The sequence below is a fragment of the Isoptericola haloaureus genome (genome assembly GCF_036689775.1).
In the GTDB taxonomy this organism is placed as follows: Bacteria; Actinomycetota; Actinomycetes; order Actinomycetales; family Cellulomonadaceae; genus Isoptericola; species Isoptericola haloaureus.
In genome coordinates, this window is record NZ_JBAGLP010000099.1 from 158,617 (window position 1) to 178,389 (window position 19,773).

General features: G+C 73.4%; 22 protein-coding genes. 8 read left to right on the forward strand and 14 right to left on the reverse strand.

Going from position 1 to position 19,773, the window contains the following annotated elements:
* Nucleotides 1–13: 13 nt before the first annotated feature.
* Both V5O49_RS01795 and V5O49_RS01800 read right to left on the reverse strand, forming a co-directional pair.
* Nucleotides 14–505 (reverse strand): NfeD family protein, encoded by a 492-nt coding sequence (locus tag V5O49_RS01795; protein ID WP_278237240.1) that lies wholly within the window; start codon nucleotides 503–505, stop codon nucleotides 14–16.
* A gap of 95 nt (nucleotides 506–600) precedes the next feature.
* Nucleotides 601–1,398, reverse strand: a complete 798-nt coding sequence (locus V5O49_RS01800) for an ABC transporter ATP-binding protein (protein WP_278237239.1) — start codon at nucleotides 1,396–1,398, stop codon at nucleotides 601–603.
* An 87-nt stretch (nucleotides 1,399–1,485) separates the two neighbouring features.
* Between V5O49_RS01800 and V5O49_RS01805 the strand changes: the two genes are divergently transcribed.
* Nucleotides 1,486–2,253 carry a hypothetical protein gene (locus V5O49_RS01805; protein WP_332900728.1) on the forward strand — a complete coding sequence of 256 codons (768 nt, stop codon included), beginning with the start codon at nucleotides 1,486–1,488 and terminating at the stop codon, nucleotides 2,251–2,253.
* A gap of 24 nt (nucleotides 2,254–2,277) precedes the next feature.
* On the opposite strand, the gene V5O49_RS01810 is transcribed toward V5O49_RS01805, so the two are convergent.
* Entirely contained in the window at nucleotides 2,278–2,871 is a 594-nt protein-coding gene (locus tag V5O49_RS01810) for a hypothetical protein (RefSeq protein ID WP_332900729.1), read from the reverse strand.
* Complete coding sequence (gene glgA, locus V5O49_RS01815; protein WP_332900730.1) at nucleotides 2,868–4,094, reverse strand: glycogen synthase; 1,227 nt, start codon at nucleotides 4,092–4,094, stop codon at nucleotides 2,868–2,870. The genes V5O49_RS01810 and glgA overlap by 4 nt, the downstream gene beginning before the upstream one ends.
* 67 nt (nucleotides 4,095–4,161) lie before the next feature.
* Here glgA and glgC point away from each other — a divergent pair, with 67 nt between their 5' ends.
* Nucleotides 4,162–5,406, forward strand: a complete 1,245-nt coding sequence (gene glgC, locus V5O49_RS01820; protein ID WP_332900731.1) for a glucose-1-phosphate adenylyltransferase — start codon at nucleotides 4,162–4,164, stop codon at nucleotides 5,404–5,406.
* Nucleotides 5,399–6,121, forward strand: a complete 723-nt coding sequence (gene serB / locus V5O49_RS01825; protein WP_332900732.1) for a phosphoserine phosphatase SerB — start codon at nucleotides 5,399–5,401, stop codon at nucleotides 6,119–6,121. Before glgC ends, serB begins: the two co-directional genes overlap by 8 nt.
* A gap of 46 nt (nucleotides 6,122–6,167) precedes the next feature.
* Here serB and V5O49_RS01830 read toward each other — a convergent pair whose 3' ends face one another.
* From V5O49_RS01830 to fabG, 3 genes are read right to left on the reverse strand one after another with little or no spacing between them, the layout of a single operon-like run.
* Nucleotides 6,168–6,725, reverse strand: coding sequence for a SixA phosphatase family protein (locus tag V5O49_RS01830; protein WP_278237233.1), 558 nt, complete (start codon nucleotides 6,723–6,725; stop codon nucleotides 6,168–6,170).
* Between the two features lie 10 nt (nucleotides 6,726–6,735).
* A complete protein-coding gene (fabI, locus tag V5O49_RS01835) occupies nucleotides 6,736–7,503 on the reverse strand; it encodes an enoyl-ACP reductase FabI (RefSeq protein ID WP_278237232.1) in 768 nt (255 codons plus the stop codon).
* A gap of 59 nt (nucleotides 7,504–7,562) precedes the next feature.
* A complete protein-coding gene (fabG, locus tag V5O49_RS01840; protein ID WP_332900733.1) occupies nucleotides 7,563–8,288 on the reverse strand; it encodes a 3-oxoacyl-ACP reductase FabG in 726 nt (241 codons plus the stop codon).
* Between the two features lie 170 nt (nucleotides 8,289–8,458).
* Between fabG and V5O49_RS01845 the strand changes: the two genes are divergently transcribed.
* Genes V5O49_RS01845 through V5O49_RS01855 form a run of 3 tightly spaced genes read left to right on the forward strand, consistent with a single transcriptional unit; the run spans nucleotide 8,459 to nucleotide 9,959 of the window.
* The gene (locus V5O49_RS01845; protein ID WP_332900734.1) at nucleotides 8,459–8,824 is read left to right on the forward strand and encodes a DUF3099 domain-containing protein; all 366 of its coding nucleotides are present in this window, start codon (nucleotides 8,459–8,461) and stop codon (nucleotides 8,822–8,824) included.
* Nucleotides 8,824–9,063, forward strand: a complete 240-nt coding sequence (locus V5O49_RS01850; protein WP_332900735.1) for a hypothetical protein — start codon at nucleotides 8,824–8,826, stop codon at nucleotides 9,061–9,063. Before V5O49_RS01845 ends, V5O49_RS01850 begins: the two co-directional genes overlap by 1 nt.
* On the forward strand, nucleotides 9,060–9,959 hold the full coding sequence (locus tag V5O49_RS01855; protein WP_332900736.1) for an SURF1 family cytochrome oxidase biogenesis protein: 900 nt from the start codon (nucleotides 9,060–9,062) through the stop codon (nucleotides 9,957–9,959). Before V5O49_RS01850 ends, V5O49_RS01855 begins: the two co-directional genes overlap by 4 nt.
* Before the next feature lie 55 nt (nucleotides 9,960–10,014).
* Here the strand turns inward: V5O49_RS01855 and V5O49_RS01860 are convergent, their stop codons facing one another.
* Nucleotides 10,015–11,613: an ABC-F family ATP-binding cassette domain-containing protein gene (locus V5O49_RS01860; protein ID WP_278237227.1), complete on the reverse strand. Its 1,599-nt coding sequence runs from the start codon at nucleotides 11,611–11,613 to the stop codon at nucleotides 10,015–10,017.
* 138 nt (nucleotides 11,614–11,751) lie between these two features.
* On the opposite strand from V5O49_RS01860, the gene V5O49_RS01865 reads away from it, so the two are divergent.
* Nucleotides 11,752–12,624, forward strand: a complete 873-nt coding sequence (locus V5O49_RS01865; RefSeq protein WP_332900737.1) for a formate/nitrite transporter family protein — start codon at nucleotides 11,752–11,754, stop codon at nucleotides 12,622–12,624.
* A 21-nt stretch (nucleotides 12,625–12,645) separates the two neighbouring features.
* On the opposite strand, the gene V5O49_RS01870 is transcribed toward V5O49_RS01865, so the two are convergent.
* Together V5O49_RS01870 and V5O49_RS01875 are read right to left on the reverse strand one after the other, a co-directional pair.
* The gene (locus V5O49_RS01870; protein ID WP_332900738.1) at nucleotides 12,646–14,142 is read right to left on the reverse strand and encodes a DUF2809 domain-containing protein; all 1,497 of its coding nucleotides are present in this window, start codon (nucleotides 14,140–14,142) and stop codon (nucleotides 12,646–12,648) included.
* Between the two features lie 58 nt (nucleotides 14,143–14,200).
* Nucleotides 14,201–15,370 carry a LacI family DNA-binding transcriptional regulator gene (locus tag V5O49_RS01875; protein WP_332900739.1) on the reverse strand — a complete coding sequence of 390 codons (1,170 nt, stop codon included), beginning with the start codon at nucleotides 15,368–15,370 and terminating at the stop codon, nucleotides 14,201–14,203.
* Nucleotides 15,371–15,481: 111 nt separating this feature from the next.
* Between V5O49_RS01875 and V5O49_RS01880 the strand changes: the two genes are divergently transcribed.
* Nucleotides 15,482–17,191, forward strand: coding sequence for an acyltransferase (locus V5O49_RS01880; RefSeq protein ID WP_332900740.1), 1,710 nt, complete (start codon nucleotides 15,482–15,484; stop codon nucleotides 17,189–17,191).
* Between the two features lie 20 nt (nucleotides 17,192–17,211).
* Here the strand turns inward: V5O49_RS01880 and V5O49_RS01885 are convergent, their stop codons facing one another.
* The 4 genes from V5O49_RS01885 to V5O49_RS01900 form a co-directional block, all read right to left on the reverse strand.
* Nucleotides 17,212–17,493: a hypothetical protein gene (locus V5O49_RS01885; protein ID WP_332900741.1), complete on the reverse strand. Its 282-nt coding sequence runs from the start codon at nucleotides 17,491–17,493 to the stop codon at nucleotides 17,212–17,214.
* Between the two features lie 104 nt (nucleotides 17,494–17,597).
* Nucleotides 17,598–17,960, reverse strand: coding sequence for a metal-sulfur cluster assembly factor (locus V5O49_RS01890; protein ID WP_278237222.1), 363 nt, complete (start codon nucleotides 17,958–17,960; stop codon nucleotides 17,598–17,600).
* Complete coding sequence (gene sufU, locus V5O49_RS01895; RefSeq protein ID WP_332900742.1) at nucleotides 17,953–18,453, reverse strand: Fe-S cluster assembly sulfur transfer protein SufU; 501 nt, start codon at nucleotides 18,451–18,453, stop codon at nucleotides 17,953–17,955. The genes V5O49_RS01890 and sufU overlap by 8 nt, the downstream gene beginning before the upstream one ends.
* 10 nt (nucleotides 18,454–18,463) lie before the next feature.
* Complete coding sequence (locus tag V5O49_RS01900) at nucleotides 18,464–19,768, reverse strand: cysteine desulfurase (RefSeq protein WP_332900743.1); 1,305 nt, start codon at nucleotides 19,766–19,768, stop codon at nucleotides 18,464–18,466.
* Nucleotides 19,769–19,773 lie beyond the last annotated feature (5 nt).

Sequence of the window (19,773 nt, forward strand, 5' to 3'; positions counted from 1 at the left end):
GGTGCGGGGAGGATCAGACGAGCCGACCGCCGTCGTCGGTGGTCGGTGAGCTCGGGGAGGACGCGGGTGTCACGACCGCGGTCGCGCCGTCGATGGCGACGACCCGGACCTCCACGCCCTCGGGGATCCGGTCGCTGCTGTCGGGGACGCCGTCGTCGGGCAGGCGGGCCGACCACACCTCACCGGAGAGCTTGACCCGGCCGCCGGTCTCGGTGACCTCGGCGAGCACGATCGCGAGCCGTCCGACCTGGGCCGCGGCGTTGGTCTCGACCAGGTCGGTGCGCTGGCGCAGGTTCTGCAGCAGCCAGGGACGCAGCACCGCCAGGAGCAGCACCGCCACGACGCACGCCACGATGATCTGGAGCCACACGGGTCCACCTCCCGCCGCCGTGAGGCCACCGGCGACCGCGCCGCCCGCGAGCATGATGAACACCAGGTCGAGGGAGATCATCTCGACGATCGCCAGGACGAACGCCCCGGCGATCCACCACAACCAGCCGTCCATCACGCCTCCGACCTCGCCGTCTGCTTTGCTCCGAATTTACCAAAGCCGAGGCCGCGACGTGCAGGGGATCACCGGGTGTGTCGCCGGCGGTCGCCTCAGCGGCCGGCGGGGCGTGCGGCGCGCGCCAGCCAGCGCCCGCCCCCGTGCGCGACCAGCAGGTCCATGCCGAACGCCTTCGACAGGTTCTCGGCGGTGAGGACCTCCTCGATGGGTCCGGACGCCTGCACGTGGCCGTCGCCGAGCAGCAGCAGGTGGGTGAACCCCGGGGGGATCTCCTCCACGTGGTGGGTGACCACGACCAGGACCGGCGAGGCCGGGTCCCCGGCCAGCTCGGCCAGCGCCCCCACGAGCTCCTCGCGACCGGCCAGGTCCAGCCCGGCGGCGGGCTCGTCGAGCAGCAGCACCTCGGGGTCGGTCATCAGCGCGCGGGCGATCTGGACCCGCTTGCGCTCCCCCTCGGACAGGGTGCCGTAGTGCCGGTCGATCAGGTCGCCGACGTCGAAGGCGGCGAGCAGGTCCTGCGCCTGCTTCTCGTCGAGCTCCTCGTACTCCTCGCGCCACCGCCCGGTGACGCCGTACGCCGCCGTCAGGACGACGTCGCGCACCGTCTCCCCCGCCGGGATCTTGTCGGCCAGCGCCGCGGAGGAGAACCCGATCCGCGGACGCAGCTCGAACACGTCGGTCTTCCCGAGCTGCTCGCCCAGCAGCGTCGCGGTCCCCGCGGTCGGGTGCGACCGGGCGGCGAGGATCTGCAGCAGGGTGGTCTTGCCGGCGCCGTTGGGCCCGAGCACGATCCACCGCTCTCCCTCGGAGACGGTCCAGTCGATGGTGTCGACGATGGTCGAGGTGCCGCGTCGGACGGTGACGCCCTGCAGGTCGAGTACCGCGCTCATGGTGCCCGACCCTACCGGAGCCTGCCCCGACGTCGGACCGCCGACCGCGACGTGTCACCGCGGGCGCCGCCGTCTATCGTGCATGGGGTGGAAGCGAGCAACCTCCTGCCCCGCAGCGTCGTCCTGGCGCTGTGGCTCCAGGCCGTCGGCGCCTCGCACGGCGTGGCCGTGCGGTCGGTGACCGACGACGACGAACCGCACACCGTCGTCGGGCTGCCCGGGTCCGCGGACACGTCCGGCACCCTGGCCGACCTCGTCGCCGCGTTCTCGACGGGTCCGCGCGAGGTGTGCGCCCTGCTGCCCGCCCCGGGCGACCCGTCCGGGGTGCCCGCACCCGCCGCCCACGACGCCGTCGAGGCCGGCGAGTGCGTGCTCGTCTCGACCGCCGAGGGGTCCTGGGCCGCGGTGCCGCACGTGACCGCCTTCGGCAGCGCGCTCGAACCGGGTCACCTGGTGTCCTGGGAGATCATCGCCGTGCCCCCGTGGTCGACCCTGGTGGCCGGCACCGTGGGCTCGCTCGCCGACGCCGAGCGCGAGCTGCGCAGCAGCCTGATCGTCGCCACCGACGCCCTGGACTCCCTCGACGTGGCGCGCTGGCGCGACGACGCGGCCGACGCCATCGAGCGGCTGCGCTCCTCGACGACGGCCGGCTGGCCCGTCCCCGAGCTCGAGGGGCGGCGTGCCCGCGTGCTCCAGCTCGCCTGGCGCCTGCTGCAGATCGTCGACCTGGCCACTGCGGACGACGGCGGCGCGGTGAACCTCTGGCAGGCGGACCAGCGCTCCACCGCGCTGCGCGAGGTCGACCGCACGGCCCGGCGGGCGCTGGGCGCGGCGACCTACGCCGCCGTCGGCTGACGTGCGGCGCGACGGGACGTCCACCTAGGACGCCGTCACGTCCCGGGTGAGGATCCACAGGAAGAACACGATCGCCAGGGGCAGGGCGATCCGGCCGACCAGCTCCAGCCACGCCATCTGCCGGCCGAACAGGCCGCACCTGCGCACCGCTTCGCGGCGCACGGCGTAGGACCAGCGCACGGACCGGTACCCGGCCGAGAGATAGCCGAGGTCGACGAGTCGCCGGCCCCTCGACGTCGCGGCCGCACCGTCGACCCAGGCGCCCTGCGCCAGCGGTGCCGCCAGGACGAGCCCGGCGAGGTTGACCAGGATGCGCAGCCCCCAGCCCAGCGCGAGCACGACGAGCGGCGACAGGAACAGCTCGAGGTACTCGGCGGGGCTGGCCAGTCGTTCGAAGGTCTGGGGCGTGAACTCCCCGTTGATCCAGGCCAGCGCGGCCCCGACGATGATGATCGGCCATACCGCCCGGCGCACCACCCGCAGGACCAGCAACGTCGCCGCGTCGACGGTGCCCGCGCGCAGGAACGCCGCCGGACGCACCTGTTCCTCGGGGCTCAGCGCATGGACCCGGACGTCGTCCCACAGCCCCTGCCGCCGTCGGCGGCCCTGCCTGCTCACGCGCCGAGCACGCCGCGGTACACGTCCATCGTGCGCTCGGCGATGGCGGACCACGCGAAGTGCTCCTCCGCACGACGACGGCCCGCCGCGCCCCAGGCGGCCGCCCGGACGGGGTCCCCGGCCAGGTCCGTCAACGCGGCGGCCAGGTCGGCCTCGAAGCGGTCGGGGTCGAGCGGCGTCCCGGTGCCGTCGTCGGACTGCTCGATCGGGACCAGCGTGCCCGTCACGCCGTCGTCGACGACCTCGGGGATGCCGCCGGTCGCGGTGCCCACCACGGGCAGCCCGACCGCCATCGCCTCGAGGTTGACGATGCCCAGCGGCTCGTAGACCGAGGGGCACACGAACACCGTCGACGCGGCAAGCACGGCGCACAGCTCAGGACGGGGCAGCATCTCCTCGATCCACACCACGCCGGCCTCGGGCCCGCCGCCGCGGGCCGCGCGCAGGTCGTCGACCAGCCCGCGCACCTCGGCCATGATCTCGTCGGTGTCCGGGGCGCCCGCGCAGACGATCACCTGCACCTCGGGCGGCAGCTGGGCGGCCGCCCGCAGGAAGTGCGGCAGCCCCTTCTGCCGGGTGATGCGCCCGACGAACACCACGGCGGGCCGGTCGGTGTCGATGCCGCGCTCCGCGGCGACGCGGGCCACGGAGTCCTCGTGCGGACGGACCCAGCCGTCCAGGTCGATCCCGTTGTGCACGACGTGGACGCGGTCCGGGTCGAGCTCGGGGTAGCAGCGCAGGATGTCGGCGCGCATGCCGGCCGAGACGGCGACGATCCCCGCGGCCCCGAGGTAGGCGGTGCGCTCGGCCCAGCTCGAGACCGCGTACCCGCCGCCGAGCTGCTCGGCCTTCCAGGGCCGCAGCGGCTCCAGGGAGTGCGCGGTCACCACGTGCGGGACGTCGTGCAGCAGGCCGCCCAGGTGGCCCGCCATGTTCGCGTACCAGGTGTGGGAGTGCACGACGTCGGCACCGGCGACGTCCTCGGCCATCGCCAGGTCCACCCCGAGCGTGCGCAGGGAGGCGTTGGCGCCGGTGAGCGTGCCGGGCACGTCGTAGCCGGTCACGTCCTCGGCGTCGGGGCGCGGACCGTCGAAGCAGCGTACGCGCACGTCGGCGTGGGCGCGCAGGACGCGGGAGAGCTCGGCCACGTGCACCCCGGCTCCGCCGTAGACGTGCGGCGGGTACTCGCGGGTCAGCAGGTCGATGACGGGTCGGGTGCTCACACCCTCAACATATCGTCGCCCGCCGCGTCGTGCGGCATGCGCGCCCGCGAGGTCCTAGGGTCGACCCATGGCATCGTCACACCCCCGGGTCCTGGCCATCGTCCTCGCCGGCGGCGAGGGCAAGCGACTGATGCCGTTGACGGCACAGCGGGCGAAACCCGCCGTGCCGTTCGGGGGGATCTACCGGCTCGTCGACTTCGCCCTGTCGAACATCATCAACTCCCACTACCTGCACGTCATCGTGCTGACGCAGTACAAGTCGCACTCGCTGGACCGGCACATCTCCAAGACGTGGCGCATGTCGGCCCTGCTGGGCAACTACGTCTCCTCGGTGCCCGCCCAGCAACGGGTCGGCAAGCACTGGTACCTCGGCTCGGCCGACGCCATCCACCAGTCCCTCAACATCATCGAGGACGAACGCCCCGACATCGTCGTCGTCGTGGGCGCCGACCACGTGTACCGCATGGACTTCTCGCAGATGGTCGACGCGCACATCGAGTCCGGCGCCCGGGCCACCGTGTCCGCGATCCGCCAGCCCATCGCGCTGGCGGACCAGTTCGGCGTCATCGACGTCGACCCGCAGGACCCCACGCGTATCCGCGAGTTCCTCGAGAAGCCCGTCAACCCCGTCGGCCTGCCCGACTCCCCCACCGAGGTGCTCGCCTCGATGGGCAACTACGTCTTCGACGCCGACGCCCTGGTCGAGGCCGTGACCAAGGACGCGGCCAACCCGGACTCCCGTCACGACATGGGGGGCGACATCATCCCCGCGTTCGTCGACGAGGGGACGGCCGGCGTGTACGACATGATCCGCAACGAGGTGCCCGGCGCGACGGACCGCGACCGCTACTACTGGCGCGACGTCGGGACCATCGACGCCTACTTCGACGCCAACAAGGACCTCATCGCCGTCCAGCCGGTCTTCAACCTCTACAACGAGGACTGGCCGCTGTACACGGGGTACACGGGGCTGCCGCCGGCGAAGTTCGTGCACGCCGGCCCGGGCCGGCTCGGCCACGCGGCCGACTCGATCGTCTCACCTGGTGTCCTCGTCTCCGGCGCGACGGTCGCAGGGTCCATCCTGTCCCCGGGCGTGCACCTGCACTCCTGGGCGACGCTGACCGACTCGGTCGTGATGGACGGCGTCCAGGTGCACCGGCACGCCCAGGTCCACCGCGCCATCCTCGACAAGAACGTGGTGGTGGACGAGCGGGCACGGATCGGCGTCGACCACGAGGAGGACCGCGCCCGCGGGTTCACCGTCACCGACTCGGGGATCACCGTCGTCCCGAAGGGTTCCCACGTTGCCTGACCGCGCCCCCGACGCGCCCCTGCCCGACCCGTCCGACGCACCGCACCGCCGCCTGGTCGTCACCGACGTCGACTCGACGTTCCTGACGCAGGAGGTCATCGAGCTCATCGCCGAGCACGCCGGCACCCGCGAGCAGGTGGCCGAGGTCACCGAGCGCGCGATGCGCGGCGAGCTCGACTTCGCCGACTCGCTGCGCGAGCGCGTGGCCACCCTGGCCGGTGTCCCCGTGAGCGCCCTGGCCGCCGTCCGCGACGCCGTCGTGCTCACGCCGGGCGCCGCGGAGCTGGTCGCCGAGGTACAGCGGCGCGGATGGGAGTTCGGGCTCGTCTCGGGCGGGTTCGCCGAGATCCTCGAGCCGCTGGCGGACTCGCTGGGCATCACCCGGTGGCGCGCCAACCGGCTCGAGGCGGTCGACGGCGTGCTGACGGGCCGCACGACGGGCCCGGTCGTGGACCGCGCCCTGAAGGAGTCGACGCTGCGCGAGTGGGCCGCCGACCTGGGCCTGTCGATGGCCGACACCGTGGCCGTGGGCGACGGCGCCAACGACCTGGACATGATCGGTGCCGCGGGCATCGGGGTCGCCTTCGCGGCCAAGCCGGCCGTGCGGGAGCAGGCGCCCTACTGCCTCGACGGTCCCCGGCTGGACGCGGTGCTGGAGATCGTGGACGAGGTCGACGCCGGGCGTCGGCCCGTCGCGGACGCCTGGCCCTCCTGACGCGGCGCGGGGCCGCCCGACGCGGCGCCACGGGGCCCGGACCGGCTCAGGACGGCCGGCCGACCCGCAGCAGGGTCGCGGACTTCTTGCCCCACTGCGACCAGGGCAGGTCCTCGGCGTGCAGCACCGAGTAGGTCGCCGTCGGCACGCCGACACGCACCTGCGCGAGCGCGGCGTCGTCGGAGTCCCGGTCGGCCAGGTAGGCGGCCGTGGCCGCCATCGTGGGCTCGTGACCGACGACGAGCACCGTCGTCGCGTCGCTGCCGGCCCCGCGCACGAGCTCGAGCACGTCGCGGATGCTGGCCGCGTACAGCTCGTCGCGCACGTCCACGGTGATCGCGTCGCGGCCCGCGAGGTGCGCGGCGGCCAGGTCCCAGGTCTGGCGGGTGCGCAGCGACGACGAGACGAGCGCGAGGTCGGGGACCAGATGGGCCGCCGTGAGCGCCATCCCGACCCGCCCGGCCTGCTTGCGCCCCTTGAGCGCGAGCGGCCGGTCGGCGTCCGGGAGCGGGTCGCGGGCCGGTTCGGCCTTGGCGTGCCGCAGCAGCACGAGACGGCGCCCCTGACGCGGGACGTCCGGCGAGTGCGTCGACGACACGTTCATCGGCTCGGGATCACTGCCCCATCGCGTGCAGGCCACCGTCGACGTGCACGATCTCGCCGGTCGTGGCCGGGAACCAGTCGGACAGGAGCGCGACGACGGCACGGGCGGCCGGCTCGGCGGTCGTCTGGTCCCAGCCGAGCGGGGCGCGCTGCGGCCAGGCGTCCTCCATCGTCTCGAAGCCCGGGATGGACTTCGCCGCGGTGGTGCGGATCGGGCCGGCCGAGACGAGGTTCGCGCGGATGCCCTCGGGGCCCAGGTCGCGGGCCACGTAGCGGTTCGCGGACTCCAGGCCGGCCTTGGCCACGCCCATCCAGTCGTAGACCGGCCAGGCGAACTGGGCGTCGAAGGTCAGGCCCACGTAGGAGCCGCCGTCGGTCATCAGCGGCTGCGCCGCCGTGATGAGCGACTTGTAGGAGAACGTCGAGATCTGCATCGCGGTGGCGACGTCGTCCCACTCGGCGGTGAGGAAGTTGCCGCCCATGACGCTCTGGGGGGCGAAACCGATCGAGTGCACGACGCCGTCGATGCGGTCGGTGTGCTCCCCGACGCGCTCCGCGAGCGCCCCGAGGTCCTCGGCGCTGGTGACGTCCAGCTCGACGACGGGGGCGGTGACGGGCAGGCGCTTGGCGAAGGCCTGCGTGAGCTTCATCTGGCGCCCGAAGGACGTCAGGACGACCTCGGCGCCCTCTTCCTGGGCGAGACGTGCGGCGTGGAAGGCGATGGAGCTGTCCGTGAGGACGCCCGTGATGAGCAGCTTCTTGCCGTCGAGCAGAGCCATGGTGACCTTTCGGTGAAGTTCTTTCCGGAGCGTACTGGGAGTCGGGGCCCGAGGGACAGTCAGTGCCCCATGCCGAGCCCGCCGTCGACGGGCACGACGGCGCCGGAGACGTAGGCGGCGGCGTCGGAGGCGAGGAACTCGACCACGCCGGCCACCTCGGCCGGGTCGGCGAACCGCCCGGCGGGGATCGAGGACTTGTACTTCTTCTGGGTGTCCTCGGGCAGCGCGGCGGTCATGTCGGTCTCCACGAAACCGGGCGCGACGACGTTCGCGGTGATCCCGCGCCCGCCGAGCTCGCGCGTGATCGACCGGGCCATGCCCACCAGGGCGGCCTTGGTCGAGGAGTAGTTGACCTGGCCCGGGCCGCCGTAGAGCCCGACGACGGAGCCGATGAGGACGATGCGGCCGGACCGGGCGCGGATCATGCCCTTCGAGGCGCGCCGCACGCAGCGGAACGTCCCGGTGAGGTTGACGTCGACGACCTGGTCGAACTCCTCGTCGCTCATCCGCATCAGGAGCTGGTCGCGGGTGACGCCGGCGTTGGCCACGAGCACCGTCGGTGCGCCGAGCTGCTGCTCGATCTCGGTGAACGCCGCGTCGACGGCCGCGCTGTCGGTGACGTCGGCGACGAACCCGTGCACCCCCTCGGGCAGGTCTCCCCCGCGGTAGATCGTCGCGACGGTGTCGCCGGCGGCGACGAAACGCTCCGCGATCGCCCGCCCGATGCCGCGCGCGGCCCCGGTCACGACCACGGTGCGGCCACCGGTTGCTGCCTGCTCTGCCACGGGATGCTCCTCTCGACGACGGGCCGGGCCCGGACGTACGACGTACGCCGCTGCGACGGTACCTGGTCGGACGTGGTGCGCCGCGCTGACGCCGTGCCACATGTCGCGCGTCCGCGTTGTGGGAAACCTCCAAAGACCGGACCATCGCCGAGCCGCCGTAGACTGACGAGGTGAGTACGTCCAGCCCGTCCGAGGTGCACTCGATCACGGCCGTCCCGACGAACCTGTCGGACGACCAGCACCGGCGCATGCGGGCGTACCTCATCCAGATGGGCCTGCGCGTGGTCCTCATCCTGACGGCGGTGCTGCTCGTCGACGGCTGGCTGCTGTGGGCCTGCATCGCCGGCGCCGTCATCCTGCCGTACACGGCCGTGCTGTTCGCCAACGCCGGCCGGGACCGCAGCGCGCGCGACGTCGAGTCGCTGCCGCCGGAGATGCCGCGCGAGCTGCCGACGACGCCCGCGGCGCCACCGGACGACGTGCGCATCGTGGAGCACACCGACGACACCGACGACTCCGACCGGAAGGACGACTGATGGACGTGCTCGGCCTGGGGGCCGACCCCGTCGCCGACGACGCCCTGGTCTGCTCGGCCAAGGGGTGCCGTGACGAGGCGCACTGGGGCCTGCTGTGGAACAACCCCAAGCTGCACACGCCGGAGCGGCGCAAGGTGTGGCTCGCCTGCTCCGACCACCGTGACCACCTCGAGCGGTTCCTCGGCGCCCGAGGCTTCTGGAAGCAGACCGTCGGCGTCGACGAGCTGGAGCGTGCGTGAGGCGGACCCGCCGGCAGTGGGTCACGCTCGGTCTGGCCGCCGTGCTGCTCGCCGCCCTGTGCGTCCTGGCGGCCCTGTGGCAGTGGCACCGCTACACCGACCGGCAGGCGCAGATCGACCTCGTCGAGGCCAACTACACCGCTGACCCGGAGCCCCTGGCGAATTTCGTGGGCGGACCGGGCGAGGAGCTGGCGCCGCGGGACGTGTGGCGCCCCGCCGTCGTCACCGGCGAGTACGACCCCGCCGGCACGGTGCTGCTGCGCAACCGCCCCGTCGGCGGCACGCCCGGCTTCCACCTCCTGGTGCCGCTGCGCACGGAGCTCGGGGGCGAGGAGGTCGTCCTCGTCGTCGACCGGGGGTTCGTCCCGCTCGGCGCCGACGCCGGCGAGCCGGCGTTCGTGCCCGACCCGCCCGACGGCGAGGTGACCGTGACCATGACGCTGCGGGCCGACGAGCCGGCGTCCGACCGGGGCGCGCCGTCGGGCACGGTCGTGCGGATCAACACCGAGCAGGTGCTGGCCCAGGGTGCCGCCGACGGCGCGGCGACGACGGAGGCGGCGACGGTCGGGGCCTACGGGCAGATGCGCAGCGAGGACCCGGCAGCGGCCGAGACGCCCGTGGCGCTCCCCCGCCCCGACACCGACCCCGGATCGCACTTGAGCTACACGTTCCAGTGGGCGATCTTCGCGCTCGGGGCCGTCGGCGGCTACGTGCTGCTGTGGCGCCGCGAGACCCGGGCGGCCACCGTCACGGCCGGCGAGCTGCTGGCCGCCGACGACCCCGAGGGCACCTCACGACCGCGACGACCGCGCCGTCGGCACGTCGACGAGGACTACGAGGACGCCGTCCTGGACGCCGCCCACCAGGTCCCCGCGAGATCGACGCACCCGGAGTGAGATCGACGGACGGTGCGTCGATCTCGGGACGGACGGGTCGATCTCGCGACCGGCGTCACGCCAGGGAGACGAGCTCGGCGTAGTCGTCCGACCACAGGTCCTCGTCGCCGTCCGGCAGCAGGAGCACCCGCTCCGGGTTCAGCGCGTCGACCGCGCCGTCGTCGTGGGTGACCATGATGACGGCACCCTCGTAGGTGTTCAGCGCCCCGAGGATCTCCCGGCGCGAGGCCGGGTCCAGGTTGTTCGTCGGCTCGTCGAGCAGCAGCACGTTCGCGCTCGAGACGACCAGCGTGGCCAGCGCCAGGCGGGTCTTCTCCCCGCCGGAGAGCACGTGCGCGGGCTTGTCGGCGTCGTCGCCGCTGAACAGGAACGACCCCAGCGTGGTGCGCACCTGGGTGTCGGTCAGGTCGGGGGCGGCGTGCCGCAGGTTCTCCACGACGGTGGCGTCCATGTCGAGCATGTCGTGCTCCTGGGCGTAGTAGCCCATCTTCAGCCCGTGGCCCGGCAGGATCTCGCCCGTGTCCGGCGTCTCCACACCGGCGAGCATCCGCAGCATCGTCGTCTTGCCCGCACCGTTGAGCCCGAGGATGACGACCCGTGACCCCCGGTCGATCGCCAGGTCGACGCCCGTGAAGACCTCCAGCGAGCCGTAGCTCTTGGACAGCTCCCGTGCCATCAGGGGCGTCTTGCCGCAGGGCGACGGCTTCGGGAACCGCAGCGCGGCCACCTTGTCCGTCTGCCGCTCGCCCTCGGTGCCGGCGAGCATCCGCTCGGCCCGCTTGAGCATGTTCTGCGCGGCGGTCGCCTTGGTCGCCTTGGCGCGCATCTTGTTCGCCTGGGCGATGAGCGTCTCGGCCTTCTTCTCGGCGTTGGCGCGTTCGCGCCGACGACGGCGCTCGTCCTGCTCGCGCTGCTCCAGGTACTTGTCCCAGCCCAGGTTGTACTGGTCGAGCTCGCCGCGGTTGGCGTCGAGGTGGAAGACCTTGTTCACGCAGGCGCGCAGCAGCTCGACGTCGTGGGAGATCACGATGAACCCCCCGGAGTAGGACCGCAGGTACTCGCGCAGCCACACGATGGAGTCGGCGTCGAGGTGGTTCGTGGGCTCGTCGAGCAGCAACGTGTCCACCCCGGAGAACAGGATCCGCGCCAGCTCGACACGGCGGCGCTGGCCACCGGAGAGGGTGTGCAGCGGCTGGGCGAGGATCCGGTCGTCGAGCGCCAGGTTGCTCGTGATGCGGTGCGCCTCGGACTCGGCCGAGTACCCGCCCGCCGCGAGGAACCGCGTCTCCAGCTTCGGGTACCGCTCCAGCGCCGCGGCCTGGACCTGCGGGTCCTCGCTGGCCATCTCCTTCTCGGCCTGGCGCATCCTCGTCACGATGACGTCGAGGCCGCGAGCGCTGAGCACCCGGTCCATCGCCACCACGTCGAGGTCACCGGTGCGCGGGTCCTGCGGCAGGTAGCCGATCTCGTTCCCGCGCGTGATCGTCCCGCCCGCCGGCAGCGTCTCGCCCGCCAGGGTCTTGGTGAGCGTGGTCTTGCCGGCACCGTTGCGACCGACCAGGCCGACACGATCGCCCGGGGCCACGCGGAACGTGGCCTCGTGCAGCAGGGTGCGCGCGCCGAAGCGCAGCTCGACGCCGTGGGCCGTGATCAAGGCAGGGGTGTCCTTCGAAAGAGTACGGGGTCGCGTGCCAGTCTACGGCCCGGCGTCCGCACCGGCAGCGACCCATGTCACGCCGCCGGACCCCGTGGTCGGCCGACGCCGCGGGGGTCCGACGTCTAAGGTAAGACCATGGATGATCAGGGCACGCTCTTCCCTGGCAAGCAGTTCATCTCCACGGTGCTGGACGCGCTGCGGACCAAGTCGACGATGAGCGGCGGGCTGGCGCACATCTACCTCATGCGTGCCGCGATGGCCGGCGCGCTCATCGGGATCATGTACATCACCTACTACACGGTGATCGCGACGTTCGCGGGGATCGGTGACGGCGACCTCGCCGGGCTCGGCAGCATGGTCGGCGCCCTGGTGTTCGGCTTCGCCCTCGTGTTCATCTACTTCAGCAAGTCCGAGCTGCTGACGTCGAACATGATGATCGTGTCGGTCGGGCGGTACTACAAGAAGATCTCCGCCTGGCGCGGGCTGCGCGTCCTGCTGCTGTGCTACCTGGGCAACATCCTCGGCGGCCTCGCCGTCGCGCTGGCCGTGCTCGGCTCCACGCTCGGTGACGGCGCGGTGGGCGAGCAGATGCAGCACTCCGTGGACCACAAGCTCGGCTACCTCACCGAGGGCCTCGCGGGGTGGTCGGACCTGTTCGTCCGTGCGGTGCTGTGCAACTTCATGATCAACCTCGGCATGCTGCTCGTCTACAACGGCTTCGTGAAGAACGACGGCGCCAAGGCGCTCATGATGATCATGAGCGTGTTCGTCTTCGCGTTCGTCGGCTTCGAGCACTCCGTGGCGAACACCGCGCTGTTCCTCATGGTCGGTCTCCACGACGGCATCGACGTCGGCCTCGCGCTCGGCAACCTCGCCGTGGTGCTGGCGGGGAACTTCATCGGCGGTGGGCTGCTCATCGGCTACTACTACTCGTTCGCCAACGACGACCGGCGGTACCTGCGCAAGCAGAGCGCCCGTGCCGGGGCCGAGGCGGACACCGAGGCCTGACGCCTCCTCGGGCCGCGGCGGTCAGTAGGCGTCCGGGGTCGCCACCGACTCCCAGTGCCAGGGCTCCGGGAGACGGCCGGTCGGCCCGGCCCAGTCCGGGTGGGTCCAGCCGTACTGCTCGGCGTGCTCCGTCAGCCACGCGAACCGCGCGCCGTCGAACCCTTCAGGTCCCACGCTGAGGTCGACGGCGGTGCCCAGACCGTGGTTCGAGCAACCGGGCGGTGCCGCCAACGGGTTCGGGTTCTCGGGACGGTAGACCTCGCGCTGGTCGTCCACGCTCCGGTACGCGGAGTTCACGACGAGGTGCGCCCCGAACTGCGCGAGGTAGGCCTCGTCGAGCGCGACGAGTCCGTCGAGGAGGTCGGCCCGCACCGAGTGCTCCGGGGCCCACGGGATCGGCGCGAGATCGTCGGTGGCGATCCGGCCACCCTCGGGGAACCAGACCTGGTCGGGGAACGGGCAGACGACGGCGTCCTGGGCCGACATCAGCTCCGCGGTCGCCGTGCCGACGGCGTCCTGACGCGCCCGGAGCACGGGGGCGACCTCCTCGAGGTCGGCGAGCGGCATCTCGGCGAGGCGCTCCGGGTCGGCGAGGGCGACCGTGTCGTCGACGGCTCCCAGCGTGTCACGGACCGCTGCCCGGGTCGCCTCACCGGCGTCCTGCCCCGACTCGGCGAGCGCGTCGGCCGCATCCAGCACGCGTTCGGCACGGCGGCGCACGGGGGCCGCCTCCTCGCGGGCGGTCGTCGCCCGGTCGGTCGCGCGCTCCCGCCGGGACGCCCGCACGGCCTCGATCGCGTCCTCGAGGCCGGCGGCCGCCGCCCGGGCGTCCCCCGGCAACCGGTGCAGCACGGGGGTGGCCCCCAGCACCGACCCCGCGCGGTCGAGGGCCGCGGCGAGCTGCTCCCGGACGGCGTCGTCGGCCACCTTGCCCGCGGAGGTGCTGAGCTCACGCTGCGCGGTGGTGACCTCGGCGGTCAGCTCGACGGCCTCGGCCTCGACGGTCCGGCCGAGGACGACACCGCCGACCACGAGAAGACCGAGGACCGTCAGCGGTGCGACCACCGAGGCGGCACGGCGTCCCCGCACCGCGGCGGCGGTGGGCGCGTGCCGCAGCGTCTGGCCGGTCCCACCCCTGCGCGGCGTCACGGCGGCGACGAGCGTCCCGGCCAGGGCAGCGCCCAGCGCGTACCAGACCAGGTCCTGGACCGCGAAGGTCGTGCCGACGACGAACCGGGCCGCGGGCCACCGGTCGAGGAGCGCGGGGGCGAGCGGGGTCAGGTGGGACGCCTCGATCACCGCGCAGACCGCGAGCGCCACCGAGGCCGCGACCGCCGGGGGCGTCCGGGGAGCCAGCAGCATCACGAGCCAGACGACCAGCACCGCGGAGAGCGCGTCGCCGAGCGGGCCGCCGACCGCCTCGGGGAGGACGGTGCGCCCGGCCAGGCCGACCACGATCGTCGTGGCGGCGAGGACGGCCGAGATCGCTCGGGAGACCCGAGGGGCGTGGGCCGTCACCGTGGCGCAGGACGACGGGTCGCGACGTCCGCCCGGAGCGGCGGCGCATCGGTGCAGGTCACGGGCAGGACTCTACGGCATCGGACGACGGTGCGAGCGCCGTGCTGGACGCCCGCACCACCAGCGCGGGCGCGATGAGCGACCGGTGGACCGACCGCTCCGCACCCTCGACCAGCCGCGCGACGACGGTCTCCACGGCCAGGCGCCCCACCTCCGGCAGCGGCGGGCGGACGGCGGTCAGCGGCGGGTCGGCCAGCTCGGCCACCTGGTCGTCGTAGGCCACGATCGCCAGGTCGTCCGGCACCACGACACCGGCCTCGGCGCAGTACTGGGCGAGGTTGACGGCGGCCGGGTCCCCCTGGACGACCACCGCCGTCGTCCCGGACGCGGCGACGTCGTCGAGGACACCGGCCAGGACCTCGGCCCGGCCGGGCGCCCCGAACCCGTCCGTCGGACCGGTGAGCTGCTGCGCGGGATCGACGTCGAGCGACCGCAGGGCGTCGGACCACCCGCGGTGCAGCAGGTCCGACGTCGTCGACGCGGCCAGGGTGAGCAGCCCGATGCTCCGGTGGCCCTGGGCGTGCAGGTGCCACACCGCGGTCGCCGCGCCCGCCACGTGGTCCGCCGCCACCCACTCCAGGCGGGCGAGCGGCATCGGACCGGGCGGCTGCCGCTCGGCCAGCACCACGGGCAGCGGCAGGCGGTCCAGGCGGCGGAGCAGCTCGGCCCCGGCGGCACCGCGGACGTCGGGAGCCACGACGAGACCGTCGATGCCCGGCGTCTCGGCCAGACGCCGGACCTGGTGCCGCTCCTCGTCCGGGTCGTAGGCGGTCGTGCGGATGACGAGGCGGACCCCCGCCGCCGCGGCGGCCGCCCGGGCCCCGGCCACCAGGGGCGGGAAGTAGTAGTCGAGCTGCGGCACCACCAGCCCGACGGTGAAGCGTGACCGCCCGTCCGGCGTCCCCCGCTCGGACGCCGGGACGAAGGGGTCCGGGAGCGTGGCGCCCCCGTGGACGCGGTCGAGCAGCCCGCGCGTCGCGAGCGCGTTGAGGTCGCGCCGGACGGTCATGGCCGACACACCGAGCTCGGCGGCGAGGTCGTTCACCCGGACGGTGCCGTCGGTCCGCAACCGGCGCAGGACGTGCTCCCGGCGCCGTGCGCCGAGCTGGGCGGGCGGTGCACCGGCCGGCGAGGTCGGCGCACCGGGCCGGGACGGGCCGGTCGGCATGGTTCTCCGTTCACTCGCTGTTCGAGTCTGTTCGTTCCTGGGCGACCTGCTGGCCGTCCCAGCATGCCCGGTCCGAGACTCGGACGACGACACCACGCACGAGGGAGAGCGATGAGCCCGACGACCACCACGCAGCCGACGACGACGTCCGGCCGCCACGACCTGGACTACGAGCCCTGGCGGTTCTGGTCCGAGGCCGACGCCGCGCAGCGAGACCGGCAGCAGGCTCTCCAGGAGGAGCTCGCGGGGCGGGGCGTCCGGTGCGGCGAGCGCTGCTTCGTCTCCGCGCTGGCGTCGGTCACCACCGACGTCCTGGAGCTCGGCGACCGCACCTACGTCGCCGCCGGCGCCGTGATCTCCGGCGACGTCCGGGCCGGCCGCGACTGCTCGGTCAACCCGTACACCGTGGTGCGTGGCGAGGTCCGGATCGGCGACGCCGTCCGGATCGGTGCGCACACCTCGCTGCTCGGCTTCAACCACACGATGGACGACCCGGACACCGAGATCCACCGCCAGCCGCTGCGGGTGCAGGGCATCACGATCGGCGACGACGTCTGGATCGGCTCGCACGTGGTGGTGCTGGACGGCGTCCGTGTCGGCGGCAAGGCCGTGCTGGCGGCCGGGGCCGTGGTGACCAAGGACGTCCCGCCGGGCGCCGTCGTCGGGGGGAACCCCGCCCGCGTCCTCAAGTGGCGCACGGCACCGCCCGCGCCGGAGGCCCCGCCGCGCGACGACCTCGCGGCCGCCGTGGCGCGGTTCGCGGACGCCGCCCGCGCGCAGGCCCGCGCCGTGCTGGACCGGTGCTGGGACCCCGCGACGGGACTCTTCCTCGACGCTCCGGGCGTCTCGGCGACGGTCCGCGCGCAGTGCGACGCCGTCGAGGTGGCCGACCTCCTGCTCGACGGGCCACCCCCGCAGCTGCCCGCCACCGAGCAGGTGGACCGCCTGCGGTCGTGGCAGGACGCCAGCACCGGGATGATGGGCGAGCTGGGTCCCGACGGCGTCGCGCGCCGCCCCGTGACCGGCCTTTTCGACCCGGAGGCCGCCTACCACGTGCTCAGCGTCGGGTACGCCCTGGAGCTGCTCGGCTCGCGCTTCGCGCACCCGGTCGCCGTCGTGTCGGACGCGTCGCTGGAGGACGTCCTGCACGGCCTGCGCGAGCAGGACCGGCTCGCCGACCCCTGGGCGACGGGTCACTGGGTCGACGTGCTCGGCACGGCGCTGCACCGCAACCGGGAGCTCGGCGTCGACACGCCGCCGGGCGCCACCGAGGCCCTGCTCGGCCGGCTGCTGTCACGGGCCGACCCGCGGACCGGCATGTGGGGCCGGCCCGGCCCGGACGGCGACCTGCTGCTGACGGTGAACGGCTACTACCGCGCCACGCGCGGCACCTTCGCCCAGCACGGCGTGCCCGTCCCGTACCCGGAGCGGGTCGTCGACACCGTCCTGGCGCACGTGCGCGACGCCCGCTACTTCCACCCCGGACGGCAGAACGCCTGCAACGTCCTCGACGTGGCCCACCCGCTGTGGCTCACGCGTGCCACGGGCCACCGGTCGGACGAGGTCGTCGACGTCGCCCGGACGCTCCTGGGCCAGGCGCTCGGCCGCTGGGTGCCGGACCAGGGCTTCGCCTTCCGGGCGTCGGACGCCTCGACGGCGTCGCTGCCGCAGGCGCGGCCGGGTCTGCAGGGCACGGAGATGTGGCTGGCCATCGTGTGGATCCTGGCCGATCTGGCCGGCGTCTCCGACGCGCTGGGCTACCGCCCGCGGGGCGTGCACCGCCCCGAGCCGGCCGCGGACCTCGGAGCGTCCCAGATCTGACGGCGACCGGGACGCGCAGGTCACCCGCGGCCGGCGCCGGGATCGCCGACGACCATGACGACCACGAGGACGGCCAGCACGAGCACGCCGTAGCCCGTCATCACGGACCACTGCCGCCACCGGGCCCGCCGCAGCGCGGGCAGCCGCTGCTTCGCATCGCGGTGGACCGCGCGCGCGTGCGTCCACCGTGACCAGGCCGCCCCGAGCAGAGAGGCGAAGGCCAGTGCGACGGCCAGGCCGGGGAGCATGCCGATACCGAGCGGAGCATCGGTCGGGACCGGGTCGGAGAGAACAGGCAACACGGACAAAGTCTGCCGTACCGGGCTACGTCCGGACCACCGGACAGACCGCGCCGCCCGGAAGGGCGGGGGTCAGTGTTCGTCGCGACGCGCGACGCAGCGCGCGCTCAGACGTTGAAGCCGAGCATGCGCAGCTGCTCGCGACCGTCGTCCGTGATCTTCTCCGGACCCCACGGCGGCATCCAGACCCAGTTGATCCGGTGCCCGGTGACGATGCCTTCCAGGGCCTGGGCGGACTGGTCCTCGATGACGTCGGTCAGCGGGCAGGCCGCGGACGTGAGCGTCATGTCGATGGTCGCGTGGTTGTTCTGGTCCACCTCGACGCCGTAGACGAGACCGAGGTCGACGACGTTGATGCCGAGCTCGGGGTCGATGACGTCGCGCAGCGCCTCCTCGACGTCGGCCGCGGTGGTCGCGCCCGGCGCCGCCGGCGCCTGCTCGGGGGCGGTGTCGGTCGGGTTGTCAGTCATCCGATCCTCCGGGTCGGTCGGCCAGCGCGCCGCTGCGCGCCAGCGAGTCCTTCAACGCTGCCCAGCCGAGCAGCGCGCACTTGATGCGGGCGGGGTACTGCGAGACGCCGGTGAAGGCCGTGCCGTCGCCCAGGGCGTCCAGCACCTCCTCGTCGTCGAGCCCCTTGCCCCGCGAACCCATCAGGGCGTGGAAGGCGGCGTCCAGCCGCTCGACCTCCCTCAGGTCCTGGCCGGTGACGAGCTCGGTCATCACCGAGGCCGACGCCTGCGAGATCGAGCAGCCCTGTCCCTCCCAGGACACGCGCTCGAGCGTGGCGCCGTCGTCGGTGGTCCGCACGTCCACGCGCAGCGTGACCTCGTCCCCGCAGGTGGTGTTGACCTGGTGGGACTCCCCGGCCAGATGACCGCTGGGGACGTCGACCAGACCGTGTCCGTGGGGATGCTTGGCGTGGTCCAGGATGACCTGCTGGTACAGGTCCTGCAGCGAGCTCATACCGGCTTCCTCACTCCTCCCCGAAGAACGCGCGGACCCCCGCGAGGGCCTCGCGGAACGCGACGATCTCCTCGACACCTGTGTACACCGAGGCCGAGGCACGCGCTGTGGCGGCCAGCCCGAAACGGCGGTGCAGGGGCTGCGCGCAGTGGTGCCCCACCCGGATGGCGATGCCCTGGTCGTCCAGCACCTGGTTCACGTCGTGGGCGTGCACGCCGTCCACGACGAAGGACACCACGGCGATCCGGTCCGTCGGGTCCGTCGGGCCGAGGACGCGGACGCCCGGGATCTCGGTGATCCGCAGCAGCTCGGCCGCGAGCTCGCGCTCGTGCGCCGCGACCCGGTCCATGCCGAGCTCGTCGAGCCACTGCGCGGCCACGCCCATGCCGACGGCCTGGGCGACCATCTGGGTGCCGGCCTCGAACCGCTGGGGCGGGGGCATGTACGTCGTGTCCGTCATCGTCACGACCTCGACCATCGACCCGCCGGTGGTCACCGGCGGCATCGCCTCGAGCAGCTCGCGACGCCCGTAGAGCGCGCCGACACCCGTGGGGCCGAGCATCTTGTGGGCGCTGAACGCCGCGAGGTCGACGCCCAGGGCGTGCAGGTCGACGGGCAGGTGCGGCACCGACTGGCACGCGTCCAGCACGGTGAGCGCCCCGACGCGACGCGCCGCGGCGACGATCTCGGCCACCGGCGCCACGGCGCCGGTCACGTTGGAGACGTGCCCGAAGGCCACGACCCGGGTGCGGTCGGTGATCACCGCGTCGACGTCCGAGACGTCGAGCCGGCCGTCGTCGGTCACGCCGAACCAGCGCAGCGTGGCACCGGTGCGGGCGCACAGCTCCTGCCACGGCACGAGGTTGGCGTGGTGCTCCGCCTCGGTGACGACGATCTCGTCGCCCGGGGCGAGCCGGAACCGCTCGGCCGCCGCTCCCCCGCGCCCGGCCGTCGCGTTCGACAGCGCGTAGGTGACGAGGTTGATCGCCGCGGTCGCCCCCGACGTCCACACGATCTCGTCGACGTCGGCGCCCACGAACGACGCGACGGCGGCCCGCGCGTCCTCGAAGGCCTCGGTGGCCTCCTCGGCGAGCTGGTGGGCCCCCCGGTGCACGGCGGCGTTGCGCTGCTCGTAGAAGTCGACCTCGGCCTCGAGCACGACGTTCGGCTTCTGCGAGGTCGCGGCCGAGTCGAGGTAGACCAGCGGCTTGCCGCCCCGCACCGTGCGCCCGAGCAGCGGGAAGTCGGCCCGCACGGCGGCGAGCTCGCGCGAGCCCATCGGCTGGTGCGGGCGCACGGTGTCGGTGGCGGTCATGGCGT

Excerpts from the sequence above, each read along its gene's own strand:
- V5O49_RS01880 (WP_332900740.1), top strand. The coding sequence starts at position 15,482 with ATGAGCCCGACGACCACCACGCAGCCGACGACGACGTCCGGCCGCCAC.
- V5O49_RS01865 (WP_332900737.1), top strand. The coding sequence starts at position 11,752 with ATGGATGATCAGGGCACGCTCTTCCCTGGCAAGCAGTTCATCTCCACG.
- V5O49_RS01800 (WP_278237239.1), bottom strand. The coding sequence starts at position 1,398 with ATGAGCGCGGTACTCGACCTGCAGGGCGTCACCGTCCGACGCGGCACC.
- fabI (WP_278237232.1), bottom strand. The coding sequence starts at position 7,503 with ATGGCTCTGCTCGACGGCAAGAAGCTGCTCATCACGGGCGTCCTCACG.
- V5O49_RS01900 (WP_332900743.1), bottom strand. The coding sequence starts at position 19,768 with ATGACCGCCACCGACACCGTGCGCCCGCACCAGCCGATGGGCTCGCGC.
- V5O49_RS01890 (WP_278237222.1), bottom strand. The coding sequence starts at position 17,960 with ATGACTGACAACCCGACCGACACCGCCCCCGAGCAGGCGCCGGCGGCG.
- V5O49_RS01875 (WP_332900739.1), bottom strand. The coding sequence starts at position 15,370 with ATGCCGACCGGCCCGTCCCGGCCCGGTGCGCCGACCTCGCCGGCCGGT.
- V5O49_RS01850 (WP_332900735.1), top strand. The coding sequence starts at position 8,824 with ATGGACGTGCTCGGCCTGGGGGCCGACCCCGTCGCCGACGACGCCCTG.
- sufU (WP_332900742.1), bottom strand. The coding sequence starts at position 18,453 with ATGAGCTCGCTGCAGGACCTGTACCAGCAGGTCATCCTGGACCACGCC.
- glgC (WP_332900731.1), top strand. The coding sequence starts at position 4,162 with ATGGCATCGTCACACCCCCGGGTCCTGGCCATCGTCCTCGCCGGCGGC.
- V5O49_RS01830 (WP_278237233.1), bottom strand. The coding sequence starts at position 6,725 with ATGAACGTGTCGTCGACGCACTCGCCGGACGTCCCGCGTCAGGGGCGC.
- V5O49_RS01795 (WP_278237240.1), bottom strand. The coding sequence starts at position 505 with ATGGACGGCTGGTTGTGGTGGATCGCCGGGGCGTTCGTCCTGGCGATC.